The sequence below is a fragment of the Bartonella sp. AC10YNML genome (genome assembly GCF_042196825.1).
GTDB lineage: Bacteria > Pseudomonadota > Alphaproteobacteria > Rhizobiales > Rhizobiaceae > Bartonella.
Map to the genome: position 1 here is coordinate 94119 of NZ_JBHIRA010000002.1, position 15364 is coordinate 109482.

At 38.0% G+C, this 15364-nt stretch carries 14 protein-coding genes; 6 read left to right on the forward strand and 8 right to left on the reverse strand.

Annotated elements, in window-relative coordinates; all coding sequences use genetic code 11:
- The first annotated feature begins 72 nt into the window (after positions 1 to 72).
- From ACFINA_RS01575 to ACFINA_RS01585, 3 genes are all read left to right on the forward strand, one after another.
- Entirely contained in the window at positions 73 to 648 is a 576-nt protein-coding gene (locus tag ACFINA_RS01575; RefSeq protein ID WP_375606294.1) for a CvpA family protein, read from the forward strand.
- Positions 649 to 730: 82 nt separating this feature from the next.
- Complete coding sequence (gene purF, locus ACFINA_RS01580) at positions 731 to 2224, forward strand: amidophosphoribosyltransferase (protein ID WP_375614965.1); 1494 nt, start codon at positions 731 to 733, stop codon at positions 2222 to 2224.
- Between the two features lie 2 nt (positions 2225 to 2226).
- Positions 2227 to 2976 (forward strand): SDR family NAD(P)-dependent oxidoreductase, encoded by a 750-nt coding sequence (locus ACFINA_RS01585; RefSeq protein ID WP_375614966.1) that lies wholly within the window; start codon positions 2227 to 2229, stop codon positions 2974 to 2976.
- 70 nt (positions 2977 to 3046) lie between these two features.
- Here the strand turns inward: ACFINA_RS01585 and pssA are convergent, their stop codons facing one another.
- The 5 genes from pssA to cysS form a co-directional block, all read right to left on the reverse strand.
- Positions 3047 to 3886: a CDP-diacylglycerol--serine O-phosphatidyltransferase gene (gene pssA / locus ACFINA_RS01590; RefSeq protein WP_375610158.1), complete on the reverse strand. Its 840-nt coding sequence runs from the start codon at positions 3884 to 3886 to the stop codon at positions 3047 to 3049.
- 8 nt (positions 3887 to 3894) lie between these two features.
- Positions 3895 to 4593, reverse strand: a complete 699-nt coding sequence (locus ACFINA_RS01595; protein ID WP_375610157.1) for a phosphatidylserine decarboxylase — start codon at positions 4591 to 4593, stop codon at positions 3895 to 3897.
- 117 nt (positions 4594 to 4710) lie between these two features.
- On the reverse strand, positions 4711 to 6594 hold the full coding sequence (locus ACFINA_RS01600; protein ID WP_375614967.1) for an ABCB family ABC transporter ATP-binding protein/permease: 1884 nt from the start codon (positions 6592 to 6594) through the stop codon (positions 4711 to 4713).
- A 116-nt stretch (positions 6595 to 6710) separates the two neighbouring features.
- The gene (locus ACFINA_RS01605) at positions 6711 to 7382 is read right to left on the reverse strand and encodes a DUF421 domain-containing protein (RefSeq protein ID WP_375606471.1); all 672 of its coding nucleotides are present in this window, start codon (positions 7380 to 7382) and stop codon (positions 6711 to 6713) included.
- A gap of 40 nt (positions 7383 to 7422) precedes the next feature.
- Positions 7423 to 8931 (reverse strand): cysteine--tRNA ligase, encoded by a 1509-nt coding sequence (gene cysS / locus ACFINA_RS01610; RefSeq protein ID WP_375606472.1) that lies wholly within the window; start codon positions 8929 to 8931, stop codon positions 7423 to 7425.
- A 490-nt stretch (positions 8932 to 9421) separates the two neighbouring features.
- Here cysS and ACFINA_RS01615 point away from each other — a divergent pair, with 490 nt between their 5' ends.
- Entirely contained in the window at positions 9422 to 9790 is a 369-nt protein-coding gene (locus ACFINA_RS01615) for a TIGR02301 family protein (protein ID WP_375606299.1), read from the forward strand.
- Positions 9791 to 10209: 419 nt separating this feature from the next.
- Here the strand turns inward: ACFINA_RS01615 and ACFINA_RS01620 are convergent, their stop codons facing one another.
- On the reverse strand, positions 10210 to 11538 hold the full coding sequence (locus ACFINA_RS01620; RefSeq protein WP_375606300.1) for a dihydroorotase: 1329 nt from the start codon (positions 11536 to 11538) through the stop codon (positions 10210 to 10212).
- 64 nt (positions 11539 to 11602) lie between these two features.
- Between ACFINA_RS01620 and ACFINA_RS01625 the strand changes: the two genes are divergently transcribed.
- A complete protein-coding gene (locus ACFINA_RS01625; RefSeq protein ID WP_375606301.1) occupies positions 11603 to 12475 on the forward strand; it encodes a YgfZ/GcvT domain-containing protein in 873 nt (290 codons plus the stop codon).
- Complete coding sequence (locus tag ACFINA_RS01630; RefSeq protein WP_375606302.1) at positions 12468 to 13085, forward strand: YfbR-like 5'-deoxynucleotidase; 618 nt, start codon at positions 12468 to 12470, stop codon at positions 13083 to 13085. The genes ACFINA_RS01625 and ACFINA_RS01630 overlap by 8 nt, the downstream gene beginning before the upstream one ends.
- A gap of 591 nt (positions 13086 to 13676) precedes the next feature.
- On the opposite strand, the gene panB is transcribed toward ACFINA_RS01630, so the two are convergent.
- Together panB and panC are read right to left on the reverse strand one after the other, a co-directional pair.
- Positions 13677 to 14492: a 3-methyl-2-oxobutanoate hydroxymethyltransferase gene (gene panB / locus ACFINA_RS01635; protein ID WP_375606303.1), complete on the reverse strand. Its 816-nt coding sequence runs from the start codon at positions 14490 to 14492 to the stop codon at positions 13677 to 13679.
- Positions 14489 to 15349, reverse strand: coding sequence for a pantoate--beta-alanine ligase (gene panC, locus ACFINA_RS01640; protein ID WP_375606304.1), 861 nt, complete (start codon positions 15347 to 15349; stop codon positions 14489 to 14491). The genes panB and panC overlap by 4 nt, the downstream gene beginning before the upstream one ends.
- Positions 15350 to 15364 lie beyond the last annotated feature (15 nt).

Genomic DNA, 15364 nt, shown 5'->3' on the forward strand with positions numbered 1-15364 from the left:
AAATGGCATAACAAAAAATATATTTGCACACAGACTTAAAAGAACACAACTTTATGTATAAGGAACAAACAAATGATCATAACAATCCTTGATGGAATTGTCGTAGTAATCATCCTGTTGTCCGCTTTTCTTGCTATGCTTCGAGGATTTTCACGTGAAGTGTTATCGTTGATTTCTTGGGCAGTTGCAGCTGTTACGACACTGTTTTTATTCAAACCTGTCTTACCTTTCTTTGAACAATATCTCTCTAATAAAATGATTGCATTGATCACAACATTGGTCACAATTTTTATTATTGTTCTCATTATTACTTCAATTATTACAATGAAGATCTCTGATTTTATTATTGATAGTCGAATTGGTATTCTTGACCGTGCTATTGGTTTTATTTTTGGAGCACTTCGTGGTTTACTTATCATGGTCATCGGTATGTTGCTGATTAATGCACTGATTAAACCCGATCTTCAAGCGAATTGGTTAAAAAATGCAAAAACAAGACCTATTTTAGATTCATTGGGACAAAAAGTTTGGGAAATACTCCCCAAAGATATTGGATCTGTTCTCGAAAAGACGGAAAATTTGTTTAAAGACAGCAATAAACATACGTATGAGCAACACTCTCATGAAAAGATAATTTTCAAAAAATAGAGAATAGTTTTTCATGAGGAAAGAAAACTAAATGATGTAAAATGTGATATTAATGATTCCTCCATATCACAACTGAAAGAATATGATGATAAAAAGCGATGTTTTCTGTCAAGAATTTTTATTAGATGATGATACCCTTCATGAAGAATGTGGAGTTTTTGGTATTCTTGGGCATGAAGATGCCGCAACATTAACAGCTCTTGGACTCCACGCACTTCAGCATCGTGGGCAAGAAGCAGCTGGGATTGTTTCTTACCATAATAAAATATTTCATCAAGAAAAGCATTTAGGTCTTGTTGGCGATCACTATACAAACCCTGCAACACTTGCGCGCTTACCAGGAAATCGTGCTATTGGACATACCCGTTATTCAACAACTGGAGAAGTGGCATTACGCAATGTTCAACCCCTTTTTGCTGAATTGAAAGTTGGAGGTATTGCTATTGCGCATAATGGTAATCTTACCAATGGTCTCACATTACGCCGTGAACTCATCGCTTCTGGTGCTATCTGTCAATCAACGTCAGATTCAGAAGTTTTTCTCCATCTTATCGCCCGCTCACGTTATGAATCGTCCTCTGATCGTTTTGTTGATGCGATTCGGCAAGTAGAAGGTGGGTATGCTATGTTAGCGCTCACACGTACAAAGCTTATTGCGGCACGCGATCCAACAGGAATTAGACCTCTCGTGATGGGGGAACTTGATGGTAAGCCTATCTTTTGTTCTGAAACTTGTGCTCTTGATATTATTGGAGCAAAATATGTCCGTGATGTTAAAAATGGAGAAATCATCATATGTGAAATACAAAAAAATGGGGAAATTACGAAAAAAATTATAAAACCAGAAAATACAAAACCAGAAAAACTTTGCTTGTTTGAATATGTTTATTTTGCCCGTCCGGACTCAATCGTTGGAGGACGTAGTGTTTATACAACACGCAAAAATATGGGAATCCGTTTAGCACAGGAAGCCCCTTGTGAGGGTGATGTTGTGGTTCCTGTTCCTGATGGAGGAACGCCTGCCGCAATTGGCTATGCACAAGAAATTGGAATTCCCTTCGAGCTTGGTATTATTCGTAATCACTATGTTGGCCGCACTTTTATCGAACCAACACAACAAATTCGCGCTTTTGGCGTCAAGTTAAAACATTCGGCAAACCGTCCTGTGATTGAAGGAAAACGTGTTATTCTGGTTGATGACTCTATTGTCCGTGGAACAACATCCCTTAAAATTGTACGAATGCTTCGCGATGCAGGAGCAAAAGAAGTTCATATGCGCATTTCTAGCCCTATGATTTTTTATCCTGACTTTTATGGTATTGATACACCTAAAGCTGAAAACCTTTTAGCAAATCAATATCCAGATTTAAAATCTATGTGTGATTTTATTGGAGCGGATTCATTAGAATTTCTTTCAACGGATGGATTATATCTTGCTGTAGCAGGGGAAAAACGGAATAACGCCGATCCACAATTTACTGACCATTATTTTACTGGATATTATCCTACGCATCTGGTTGATCAAGAAAATCTCTCCAAAATTCATCAATCATCTGTTCTAAAAACAAGAGATTAATGATGACAAAACGTGACTTTAGTCTCCATAGGCGTGTTGCACTTGTTACTGGCGCATCAAGAGGGATTGGCTATTATTTGGCACTCGAGCTTGCTGCACGCGGCGCTCATATTATTGCTCTTGCACGAACAGTCAGTGGACTTACTGAATTAGATAATCAAATCCGAAAAAAAGGGGCTCATGCAACCCTTGTTCCCCTTGACTTGCATCATATGGAAAACATCGATACCCTTGCTATCTCAATTGCCAAACGCTGGAAAAAACTTGATATTATCGTCGCAAACGCAGGAATTCTTGGAACACTCTCACCAATAGCACATATTGAAAACACAGTATTTGAAGATGTTTTTCAAATAAATCTTTTCAGCCAATGGCGCTTAATGAAAGCCGTTGAGCCTTTATTACGTGAATCTGACGCTGGACGAGCCATCCTGTTATCCTCAACCGTTGCGCATGCTGCGCGCCCTTTCTGGGGAGCTTATGCAGCCTCTAAAGCGGCTTTAGAGGTGATTGCCCGCTGTTGGGCAGAAGAACTCAAACAAACCCCTATTAAGATTAATTGTGTCAACCCTGGTGCCACACGCACTGCCATGCGCGCTGAAGCTATGCCCGGTGAAGATCCACAAACTCTCCCTTCACCACAAGAGATTGCAAAAAAGATAATCCATTTGTTATCACCTGAATTAAAAGAAACTGGAAAACTCTTTAATGTCCGTAAAAATCGGTTTGTAGATTATCATATACCTGATTGATCATCATATGAGAAGTAAATCTTTTGACTCTCTCTTTTTCCTGTGCTTCTCAACAGAAGAATGAGACACTTTATGATTCTTGGATAGCTTTAGCATCAGTCTTTTTCTCTTCTAAAGTAGCACGTTTATTATAAGCGATAAAACTACAGGGGAGAAAAATCATATAGCTAACCGCTGTAATCAATAAAGTTTTCCATGTGTAAGTCGCAAGAAAACCGACATAAATAACAATGACCAACATGCACGGTATAACGATATCGCGCCTTAAATTTTGGTCAATTGTTTTTGCATTCCATACTGGTAAACGACTAATCAAAAGAAAAGCAATAATTACAGTATAAAGACTAAAAAATAATGCCCACCCCCAATTGGGAACCAAACCAAGAGTGCCTAAATAAGTAGGCAATAAAAGCAATAATGCTCCTGCTGGTGCTGGAACACCAACAAAATAACTTTTCTGCCACTTAGGTATATTGGGATTATCTAACATCACATTAAAACGTGCTAATCGCAAACAACAAGCAACACAATAAACAAGGGCAGCAACCCACCCAATATGATTCGCTTGATTCAAGATAAAAGAATAAACAATGAGTGCAGGGGTAACACCAAAATTTATAACATCAGCAAGAGAATCCATCTGTGCCCCAAAAGATGAACTACCATCTATTAAACGGGCAATGCGACCATCAGCACCATCTAAAACTGCGGCCAGAAGCACCATTAAAATAGCAGCTTCATAGCGATGTTCAAAAGCCAAACGAATGCTGCTCATCCCTGCACAAATTGCTAAAATAGTAATGATATTAGGAATGACATACCGCATTGATGTAGGTGAACGCCGCCGATTTGCAACATCATCATGCTGCCCCTCAGGATTGAATGAAGAAAATGGCGAAAAATTTTTCATTGTGAGTCCTAATCGTATCTGAAGTCCGTTGTGGCACTCTTATCATCAAAAGAACCCAAAACCGTTTCTCCAGCAATTGCTGTCTGTCCAACTGCAACACGTAATTTCATTTCAGTCGGTATATAAGTATCAAGGCGAGAACCAAAACGAATCAATCCAAATCGCTCACCAGTCATAACGGCATCGTTTTCTTTTGACCAGCAAACAATCCGGCGCGCAACCATTCCCGCTATTTGTACGACACCAATTTTACCATGTTTGCTATCAATTACCACCCCATTACGCTCATTAAACTGACTAGCTTTATCAAAGTCAGCATTGGTAAATCGACCTGGATGATAAACGATAGACTCTACTGTACCACTGATAGGAATACGATTAATATGGCATGAAAAAACATCCATAAAAATAGAAATACGGATCATTTCATCTTTCCCTAAACCTAATTCTTCAGGTGGAACACATGATTCCACACATGAAATACGCCCATCAGCAGGCGACATCACCCAATTTGAATTCAAAGGGATCACACGATCTGGATCACGGAAAAAGTATATACACCACACCGTGAGAACGAGACCAAACCAAAAAAACGGACTCCATATCCAACCAAGAATGAGCGAAATAACAAAAAACGCTACAATAAAAGGATAACCTTCTTTATGAACCGGTACAAAGCTATTATGGAAAGATTGCAGAATACTCATATAATTTCCTATTCATCGTAAACTTAAACAAGCAACAAAGCTTTTTGTTCCTCTTGTGTCTTTTTATGTATTTAATCAATCACTCCATATAAAGATATAGATTACATTTTGCTCTATTTATTTTTTACGATTAACAACACTCGTCTCATCTTCTTCACGCATTTTACGTAATTTTTCTTCAGCTTGCGATGCTTCAAGCTGCTTATTCCACATTGAAGCATAGAGACCTTTCTTGCGTAAAAGCTCTGTATGTGTCCCATTTTCAATAATACGACCACTTTTAAGAACCAAAATTTCATCAGCATTGATAACCGTAGAAAGACGGTGAGCAATAATCAATGTTGTACGTCCACGGCTTACAATATCCAATGCTTGTTGAATTTCCTGTTCTGTCGCCGTATCAAGAGCCGCTGTTGCTTCATCTAGAATAAGAAGTGGGGGGGCTTTTAAGAGTGTCCGTGCAATAGCCACACGTTGTTTTTCACCACCTGATAATTTGAGACCACGCTCTCCTACCATAGATTGAAAACCTTCTGGTAATATCTCAATAAATTTTGAGATCTGTGCCATTTCAGCAGCTTTGCGCATCTCTTCATCTGTAGCACTTGGACGCCCATAGCAAATATTATAGGCAATTGTATCATTAAATAACACCGTATCTTGTGGTACCATGCCTATCGCTTCGCGCAAACTTTTTTGTGTTACATCACGAATATCCTGCCCGTCAATTGTAATAGAGCCCGAATCAACATCATAAAACCGAAAAAGCAACCGAGAAATAGTTGATTTCCCTGCACCCGATGGACCAACAATAGCGACTGTTTTTCCTCCAGGGACTTCAAAATCAATATCTCGAAGAATCTGACGCGTCGAATCATAGGAAAACTTTACCTGATGAAAACGAATGGTTCCATCGCTTATCTCTAACGGTTTGGCGTCCGATTTATCAACAATCTCCTGTTGAACATCTAAAAGATCAAACATCGCTTCAATATCCGTTAAACCTTGCCGAACATCACGATAAATTGAACCAATAAAATTCAGTGGAATAGAAAGTTGCATTAAAAGTGCATTAATAAAAACAAAGTCTCCTAAAGTTTGTGTCTTATAATAAACTTCATAAGCTGACATCAGCATTATGATCGTCATTCCAATACCAAAGATAAGAGCCTGACCAAAATTAAGCCAGCTTAATGATGTCCAAATCTTTGTTGCGGCTTTTTCATAACATACCATAGAAGCATTGAAACGATCAGCTTCTAGAGTTTCATTGCTAAAATACTTGACCGTTTCAAAATTCAAGAGAGAATCAACAGCGCGCGTATTCGCCTCAGTATCCGCTGTATTCATTTGTTGCCGAATACGAATGCGCCAATCACTCGCCTTAATGGTAAACAAGGTATATAACCCAACCGTTACAACAACGATGAGAAGATAATACCACCCATAACTTATGTAAAATACAAGTGCTGTTAATATAAATTCTAAAACTGTCGGTATTGTATTGAGAATTGAAAATCTTACGATAGCTTCAATTCCTTTTGTACCACGCTCAATCACGCGAGAAAGCCCACCAGTTCGGCGTTCCAAATGAAATCGCAAAGATAATTCATGAATATGTACAAAGGTTTTATAAGCTAATTGACGAACAGCATATTGACCAACAGTGGCAAAAAGAGAATCGCGTAATTGATTTAATCCAGCCTGCATAATACGTGCAACATTGTACGCCAAAACGAGCATGATGGGAATAATCCAATTGGATGGAAACCATTCAGGTAATTGAAAGCTAGCATCAAGCACATTCGTAGAATATTTAAAGAAATACGGTACAGATATGAGAACGAACTTGGCCAAAACAAGATAAAATATTGCCCATAGCACACGCATTTTTAGATCACGCCGATCTACTGGCCACATATAAGGCCATAAATTGTAAAGTGTGCGCAGAGTTTTCCCCGTATCTGATGATACAGTTTTTGTTATTTCATTACGTTTCATAAAGCCCTTACTTCTCTATCATCCACACGAAAAAGGCAAAACACCCCCCTGTGGTTGTTTATAGGTTCATCTCTTCATTATGCTTCCAATAAGCTATACCTACTCGTTGTTTGAAGTTAGACTGTTTTTGAAAGAGGAACAAGAAATAATCCACTATATAATTTATTATTTGGGTCTGTATTCTCATACCACTCTGCTGCAAATAAATTTTCAACTTTTACATGCTTTTTTTTCAGTTCTGCATGAAGCCACTTTTTTGTTTTACCAATCTCTTTCAGCCCCTTATCAAGAATTTCGCCATTTTGTATTAAAATGATAGACTTCTTTCCTTCTTCCTTTTTAATAACGGAACAATCGCCATTGGTTTCTAAACGAACGAAAGCAGCTTCGTGTAAACTACAGCCTTTAATACGCAACATTGTAATCAGATCATTCACACTGATACCTAAGTTTTTAATCTTATCCACTTGAAATACTCCGTCTAAAACCAATGCAATATGACGTCCTGCAATGAGACGACGAAAAAAAACTGAATAGCGCATCAGAAAATTAAGAGTGGTGACCAAAGTCTGCCAAATAAATAAGACGATCAATAATTGAATACTGCTAACATCCGGACTATAAATAACGCCTCCAATGATACTTCCCATCACAAAATTACTTACCAAATCAACTGGCGTCATTTGACTAAGACTACCACGACCTGTGGTTCTTAAAATCAAGAGGAAAGCGATAAGGCCTACAACTAATTTTAGTGCGACATACCCATAATGATATAAAAATTCCATCATATTCTCCTTTTTCATGAGAGCTGCTGGAATAGAGACATTAGTGTCGCTTTATTTCCCACACGGTTATGCGCTTACCACTCTGCGGATCCTTACTATCTTTTAAAAGAACCCCCTCAGCTGCAAGCTCATCACGAATTATATCCGCAGCTTCCCACTCTTTATTATGGATAAGCTGTAGTCTTTCGGCAATGCGCTGATCAATAAATTTTGAATCAAGAAAAGTTTTTCTTGTAAATAATGGGCAGTCTATTTCTTTAATCCATTCTTTTCGTAACAGTCCTAATAAATTCATCCCATTAACAAGAGCCAAAGCATCTCCTTCTTTATAAAATTTTCGCAAAAGAGTCAGTGCTTTTGGAGTATTAAGATCATCACTAAGTGCATCTATCAAAGTATCATCAACTACTTCATTGTTTTTCATCTCACTCTTTTTGCTGCGAAGCAATTCATACCAACGATACAGTTCGCTGCTCGATTGTATTAAACGCTGTGCTGTCCAATTTAATGGTTCACGATAATGTGTTTGCAACATCGAAAAACGCGCAGACAAACCAGCCCAATTTTGCTTCATTTCATCGGATAAAATACCATTAAACTCCAAAAAATTATTCTCTAAAACAGAACGAATAGTTATGAAATTGCCAAAGCTTTTCGACATCTTTTTACCTTCAACTTGTAAAAAGCCGTTATGCATCCAAAAATTAGCCATTCGCTCCGTCCCAAAAGCTGAACAACTTTGTGCAATCTCATTTTCATGATGAGGAAAAATTAAATCAAGTCCACCACCATGGATATCAAAAATATTGGCGGTCGGATCATCACAAGTTAAACCACCACCATAGGGCGCTAATAACTTTGCCATTGACATTGCAGAACATTCAATATGCCAACCTGGACGACCTAAAACAGAAATTCCGCCCGGTGATTTCCAACCTGGTTCTCCTTCCTCAGAAGGCTTCCATAAAACAAAATCCATCTCTTCCCTTTTATAAGCAGCAACATCAATACGTGCCCCCGCCCTCATTTCATCTAAAGAACGATTTGCAAATGCCCCATAATGGGGAGGATTTTTTATACTACTTACAGAAAATAATATATGATTTTCCGCTTCATAAGCGTGCCCCTTTTCAAGCAACCTTTCAATTAAAGAGCGCATCTCCTCTAAATGCTCGGTTGCGCGCGGCTGACTGGTTGGCAATAGACAACCAAGTGCTATTGTATCTTGTTGAAACTGAGAATATGTACGTTCTGTTAATTGACGAATAGCGTCATTCAGTGACAAGTTTGGATATTCGCAAGCTGCTCGTGCATTAATTTTATCATCAACATCTGTAATATTACGTGCATATAGAACATGCTCATTGCCATAAACATGACGCAATAAACGAAATAAAATATCAAAAACAATGACAGGGCGTGCATTTCCTATATGTGCATAATCATAAACTGTCGGTCCACAAACATAAAGACGTACTCTTGTCGCATCTATTGGTGTAAAATTTTCTTTTTTACGTGTTAGCGTATTATAAAATCGCAACTCTTTCATCATTGGCTCCATGAACGATACCACGCACCGCTCTTTTTGAATGTATCTTACCTCAAATTATCGCATTATGCGGTTTAGGCTAGAACTTTTATCTTATAGTAAATTTTTCTTATCATTTTCCCATTGTATTCACGGCTGTATCCATCATTGATCGTAAAAACAATCTATTTTATTTGATTAGACAAAAACATTCTGTAGATAGAGATTTTTTCTCTCCTTGAAGAAAACGAGCTTTAAAAAATTCTATAGGCGTTACACTATAAATTTATGTGAAAAATAGATTGCACGAAGCAAATCTTAAATTTTTCACTACAAAAAACTCCGTCAGTATTTTCAATATTTCATTATGGTTTCCTTACTGTCTCTTACGCCCTATATTTTATAAGTAAGTGAGAATAATGTAACAATTAACCCTATTTTTTGACATCGTTTTCATGACACAATTATTTTATTTGTACAGAGTTTTATTCCAAGGAAAACAATAACAATAATGCGTAATAGATTGATGAACATCATTATTTTAATATTCATTGTAAGTTCAATGCCAACCTTTGCGCAACAATCTCCACCTTATGAGAAAAAATTACTCCGACTAGCGGAAATTTTGGGATCTCTGCATTCTCTTCAAAATCTTTGCGAGACTCCAACAAACCAATGGTATGACTACATGAACGCATTGATTGAAGCAGAAAAGCCTATCCCACAAAGACGCGCTTATTTTTATGAAGCGTTTAATGAAGCATACCGTGCTTTCTCAGAAAATTATCATCATTGTACACAAGCAGCAATTGAAGCCAATCAAAGATACGTTGAGGAAGGAAGAACTTTATCCGAAAACCTCCTCATGCATTATAAATAATTAATCTATACAAAAAGTGTCTTCTTCAATTTCAGCAATATCAACCATGTTCTCTCACAAATGAGGGGAGCTGTAAATCTACTCTGAAAATAGAGAAGTTTTTGAAAAATAATTCCTCGACACGTTTTTATTCTTGTGAGCATCTTTCCCCTGAACAAAATCGTTCTTTGGCTTCCTGCCCACCCTCAGAGCTTGTTTATCAATAGGCTGGGTTCTTGTTGAACAGATTCTTCTTGGCTTCTCACCCATGTTATTACTTAAACTAAAAGTACTAAAGGCTTGACAAACAAGTCTAAAAATATTCACCATACACTTAAAAAAATACTTATGTGCCAAGGAAGCTAGCATGCCTTATATCACCGCTCTAAAAGGCGATGTTTTATGGCATAATAAAATAAAACCTATAAAGTTTAATCTATTTACACCAAAGTTTCTATAAATTTAACAGGCTCTCCTTGTGAAGAAGTAACAATTTCACCTTCCCACATCACACGCATACCACGGATAATGGTCCCAACAGGCCAACCTTTAACCTTTTTACCATCATAAGGTGTCCAACCGGCACGCGAACCAATTAAGCCATTCGTAATAATTTCTTCTCGCTTAAGATCAACAATTGTTAAATCAGCATCGTATCCAACAGCAAGGCGTCCTTTACAGCTTATACCAAAAATACGACTAGGGCCATGCGACGTGAGATCAACAAAACGCTCAAGAGATATCTTTCCTGCATTCACATGTGTCAACATAATTGCTGCTGTTGTTTGCACCCCTGTCATTCCTGAAGGTGAAGAAGGATAAGATTGAAGCTTTTCTTCCAAAGTATGAGGCGCATGATCTGAGCCTAAAACATCAATAATCCCCTGTTGAACACCGTACCAAAGAGCTTCACGGTGGCGCGGCTCACGAATAGGCGGATTCATCTGAATTAATGTACCAAATTGCTTATAATCATCAGCCGTGAGCGTCAAATGGTGTTGTGTCACTTCAATTGTTGCAACATCCTTATGTTTTTTTAGAAAATCAATTTCTTCTTCTGTCGAAAGATGTAACACATGAATCCGAGCCTTCGTCTCATGAGCAATTTTTACCAAACGCTGCGTACATTTTAATGCCGCAACTTCATCACGCCAAATCGGATGTGATGATGCATCCCCTTCAATACGCAGTATTTTACGCTCTTTGAGCCTCGCCTCATCTTCAGAATGAAAAGCCGCACGACGGCGTATATTCTTCAAAATAAGGCGTACACTTTCATCATCATCGACCAAAAGATCACCCGTAGAAGACCCCATAAAGACTTTAATTCCAGCTGCACCAGGAAGTCTTTCTAATTCAGACAATTCATGAGCATTTTCACGCGTTCCTCCAACCCAAAATGCAAAATCACAATGCATTCGATGAAATGCGCGTTTAACCTTATCGCTTAATGTAGCTTCTGATGTTGTCAATGGATTGGTATTAGGCATTTCAAAAACTGCTGTCACCCCCCCTAACACAGCAGAATACGAGCCACTTTCCAAATCCTCCTTATATTCATTACCTGGCTCGCGAAAATGTACTTGGCTATCAATAATTCCCGGTAAAATATGAAGCCCCGTACAATCAATCACCTCACCTGCCGATGCACATGTAAGGTCGCCAATTTCAGCAATACGGCCATTTGTAACACCAATATCACGCTTGCTTCTTCCATCATGATTCACAAGTGTTGCACCTTTAAAAATTGTATCAAATGTTTTAAACATAGCCACGCTCCTTACATATTCCTCTCTTATCGATTATGTAACTTTGAGCAGAAAGGCAAGAACCATGATTGAAAAACAAAATGCCATTTGCTTAAAAAATCGCGCAATTATTCAAATTACAGGCGAAGAAGCAACAGATTTTCTGCAATCCCTAATCACAACAGATGTAAAAAAAATCAACCCGCAAGAAATTTTCCCTGGAGCCCTCTTATCCCCTCAAGGAAAGGTTCTTGCTGATTTTCTTATTGGCAAAAAAGAAGATGGTTATTTGATTGATATTATCATGCCTTTAGCTGATATACTCTACAAGCGTCTGTTGCTTTATAAACTGCGTAAAAAAATAGAAATTACACAACCATTCCAAGAAGTTGTTACAGTTTCTTGGAAAAATGAATCAGATACTTTAAATTTTGATTCAAGTTTTGTTGATAAACGATTCCCAGAAAAAGAAAAAATAATACGAATCTATGGCAAAACATCTTTTTTGGCTTCAGAATATCATAACATGTGGAATCAATTGCGTATCCGTTATGCAATTGCAGAAAGTGGTCAAGATTATGAAGTTGGTAAAGTCTTTCCTCATGATATTAATTACGATCAAATAAATGGACTTGCATTCAACAAAGGGTGTTATATTGGACAAGAAGTTGTTTCACGAATGCACCACCGCCAAGCAGCACGTCGCCGTATTTTAATTGTAAAAGGCCAGCATGAATTGTCCCCTCAATCTAGCATTGAAGCAGGAACAAAAGTATTTGGATCCTTGGGAACATGTGTAGACAATGAAGCTCTTGCTTTACTGCGTATTGACCACGTAAAAGATGCTATGGATCATAACATCCCCTTTACTGTAAAAAACATTCCTATCACCATAAGTATTGCTGAAAATATGAATTTTACCTTTCCTGAAAATACTGTAGAAAATACGCATGGCTAAAGCTGAATTATTAAAAAATGGAGAAGCACGTGCTTGGCAAAGAATGCTTTCTGGAAGGCGACTTGATCTTCTCAACCCTTCTCCTTTTGATGTTGAAATTGAAGATATTGCCCATGGACTTGCTCGTGTAGCACGTTGGAACGGTCAAACACGAGGAGAACACGCCTATTCTGTTGCACAACACTCACTTTTGGTTGAACAAATATTTCAAAAACTTTTTCCACAATCGGGAAGCAATGAATGTCTTTATGCCCTTCTTCATGATGCTCCAGAATATGTCATCGGCGATATGATTTCCCCTTTTAAAGCTGTCATAGGAAAACAATATGAACGCGTTGAAAAGCGCATCCAAGATGCTATCCACATGCGCTTTTCTCTTCCCGTTGATCTTTCTCAAAAACTTTTAAAAAAAATTAAACAAGCCGACCGTATCGCTGCATATTATGAATCGATTACGCTTGCTGGATTTAATACAGAAGAAGCCCTTCGCTATTTTGGCTCTCCCAATAATATTTTACCCGATGATCTGAATTTATCCTCCTATTCTACCCAACACATTGAAAACGCATTTTTAACGCGCTTTAATGACTTGGATGTCCAAAGATTATAGCCCCTTCGCATTGTTGATTCCTTGTCATTACAGACTCATCACACTGACTTATAATAATAATTCATTGTTTTTTCATTTTGAATGAGAGCTCCTAATATCGTAAGCTTCACTCATTTCAAATCTGTTTATATTGGATCAATCAAAATCATTCTCTTGCACACCACAAGCGGGGCTGGCGTGTGAGTAAAATTTTTTAAAGAAAGAGTTAAAATGCTTCTTATGAACCATCTCAAGTGCTAAGCGCTGTCGCAGCATTGAAAATTGGAAAAGTGTATGATGATACCGGCTTGCTCTCTTATGAAGCGTAAAGACGGAAGTGCTCTATAAATTTTATACATTTCATAAGGGAGTTACCACTATACTATTCACGAACGCCGTCGCGAAATAGGATTGGGTGCCTTAGAAAGCTTTCTTTAAAAAAGCACCTGAATTAGCGACCCAATGGCGCTCTGTTTTGCATGAGGAGCGTGACTTCATTAAAGAAATGGAAAAAATCACAGTTCAAATTGCATACAAAATACATGAAATAATGACACTCATTATCAAAACAACAAATGTTCTCTTTTCAAACTGCTGATCTTAAACTGAAATTTATTTTAGTTTATAAACCTCATTATCCGCTGGAAAAGCACGGGAGGTAACATCCTCTGCATAATTCTTGATTGCAATTTCCATGGCTTGTTCAAGATTTCCATAACGACGAACAAATTTTGGCACATGGGCACCATAACCTAACATATCTTCCATAACCAATACTTGCCCATCACATTGATTGGACGCCCCTATACCAATCGTAGGAATAGAAAGTTTATCCGTCAGTTTCACCGCTAAAGGTTCAACCATTGCTTCTAAAACAACAGCAAAAGCACCAGCCTCTTCAATCGCTGCTCCATCTGCTTCAATTCTTTGCCAATCATTCTCCTTGCGTCCTTGTGTTTTAAAACCACCAAAACGATTCATTGCTTGGGGTGTAAGACCGATATGCCCCATCACTGGAATGCCACGTTTACACAAAAAATCTATTGTTTCGGCTATATAAACGCCACCTTCAAGCTTAACTGCACCACACCCCGTTTGTGCAAGAATGCGCGATGCATTTAAAAAAGCTTGCTCTGGACTTTCCTCATAAGACCCAAAAGGCATATCAATAACAACAAGAGCTTTTTGAGATCCACGCACCACGGCTTTCCCGTGTGAAATCATCATATCTAAATTAACAGGAAGCGTTGTCTCAAACCCATACACAACCATCCCAACGCTATCACCAACCAAAAGGATATCGCAATATGGATCAGCAATCCGCGCAGTATAAGCTTGATAAGCTGTTAAAGAAACAATTGGCTGTTGTCCCTTTCTTGCACGTATTTCGGAAGATGTCATACGCTTTACGGTTTTATGTACACTCATTTTCCACCCTTCTCTTGCAATATATATTGATCAATAAGTCTTACCTCACCAAAGCGGACAGTAAGGAGTAAAACCGCCGGTTTATTCAATGTTCCTTTGATCACGCATAAAGTTTCCATATCCCGTAAATCTATTGCTTCAATGATTGCACGCGTTTCTTGTTGTAAAATATCACGAACAGTTTTGCATAATTTATCAACCGACCGTTCACCTTCATGGTAAAGCTTTTCAGCAGCTTTTCCACTTTTAGGAATAATTTTGGCAGCTTTACGATCTTCTAATGTTAAAAACTGATTGCGTGAAGAGTGCGCAACTCCATCTGCTTCACGTAAAATAGGAACTCCAACAATCTCAATAGGAAAAGCCAAATCTTCAACCATACGCCGAATAATTAAAATTTGTTGAAAATCCTTTTCCCCAAAAAAAGCCTTATCTGGTTGGACAATGTTAAAAAGCTTAGCAACAACACTCGTTACACCACAAAAATGCCCTGGACGTAATTTTCCTATCAAAATACGTGATAATTTTTCCACCTTCACAATTGTCTCATTTCCCAGTGGCCACATTTCATCGACAGAAGGAGCAAAAACACATTCAACACCTGCTTCTTTTAACAAAGCACAATCGCCCTTCAAATCTCTTGGATATTGAGAAAAATCTTCATGAGGTCCAAATTGCTTTGGATTGACAAAAATAGAAACCACTACGCGATCACACATTGCTCTTGCATACTGTACTAATGCAAGATGACCATCATGCAATGCCCCCATTGTTGGAACAAAACCAATCGAAAAACCTAAACGTCGTTCCTCTGAAGTATATTGGCGAACTTCAGCAATTGTCTTTAAAATTCTCATTTTCCCATTCAATTA

Bases quoted from the DNA above. Each gene is read 5' to 3' on its own strand.
- purF (WP_375614965.1), top strand. From the start codon at position 731: ATGATGATAAAAAGCGATGTTTTCTGTCAAGAATTTTTATTAGATGAT.
- cysS (WP_375606472.1), bottom strand. From the start codon at position 8,931: ATGAAAGAGTTGCGATTTTATAATACGCTAACACGTAAAAAAGAAAAT.
- panC (WP_375606304.1), bottom strand. From the start codon at position 15,349: ATGAGAATTTTAAAGACAATTGCTGAAGTTCGCCAATATACTTCAGAG.
- ACFINA_RS01605 (WP_375606471.1), bottom strand. From the start codon at position 7,382: ATGGAATTTTTATATCATTATGGGTATGTCGCACTAAAATTAGTTGTA.
- panB (WP_375606303.1), bottom strand. From the start codon at position 14,492: ATGAGTGTACATAAAACCGTAAAGCGTATGACATCTTCCGAAATACGT.
- ACFINA_RS01630 (WP_375606302.1), top strand. From the start codon at position 12,468: ATGGCTAAAGCTGAATTATTAAAAAATGGAGAAGCACGTGCTTGGCAA.
- ACFINA_RS01585 (WP_375614966.1), top strand. From the start codon at position 2,227: ATGACAAAACGTGACTTTAGTCTCCATAGGCGTGTTGCACTTGTTACT.
- ACFINA_RS01615 (WP_375606299.1), top strand. From the start codon at position 9,422: ATGCGTAATAGATTGATGAACATCATTATTTTAATATTCATTGTAAGT.
- ACFINA_RS01600 (WP_375614967.1), bottom strand. From the start codon at position 6,594: ATGAAACGTAATGAAATAACAAAAACTGTATCATCAGATACGGGGAAA.
- ACFINA_RS01620 (WP_375606300.1), bottom strand. From the start codon at position 11,538: ATGTTTAAAACATTTGATACAATTTTTAAAGGTGCAACACTTGTGAAT.
- ACFINA_RS01595 (WP_375610157.1), bottom strand. From the start codon at position 4,593: ATGAGTATTCTGCAATCTTTCCATAATAGCTTTGTACCGGTTCATAAA.
- ACFINA_RS01575 (WP_375606294.1), top strand. From the start codon at position 73: ATGATCATAACAATCCTTGATGGAATTGTCGTAGTAATCATCCTGTTG.
- ACFINA_RS01625 (WP_375606301.1), top strand. From the start codon at position 11,603: ATGATTGAAAAACAAAATGCCATTTGCTTAAAAAATCGCGCAATTATT.
- pssA (WP_375610158.1), bottom strand. From the start codon at position 3,886: ATGAAAAATTTTTCGCCATTTTCTTCATTCAATCCTGAGGGGCAGCAT.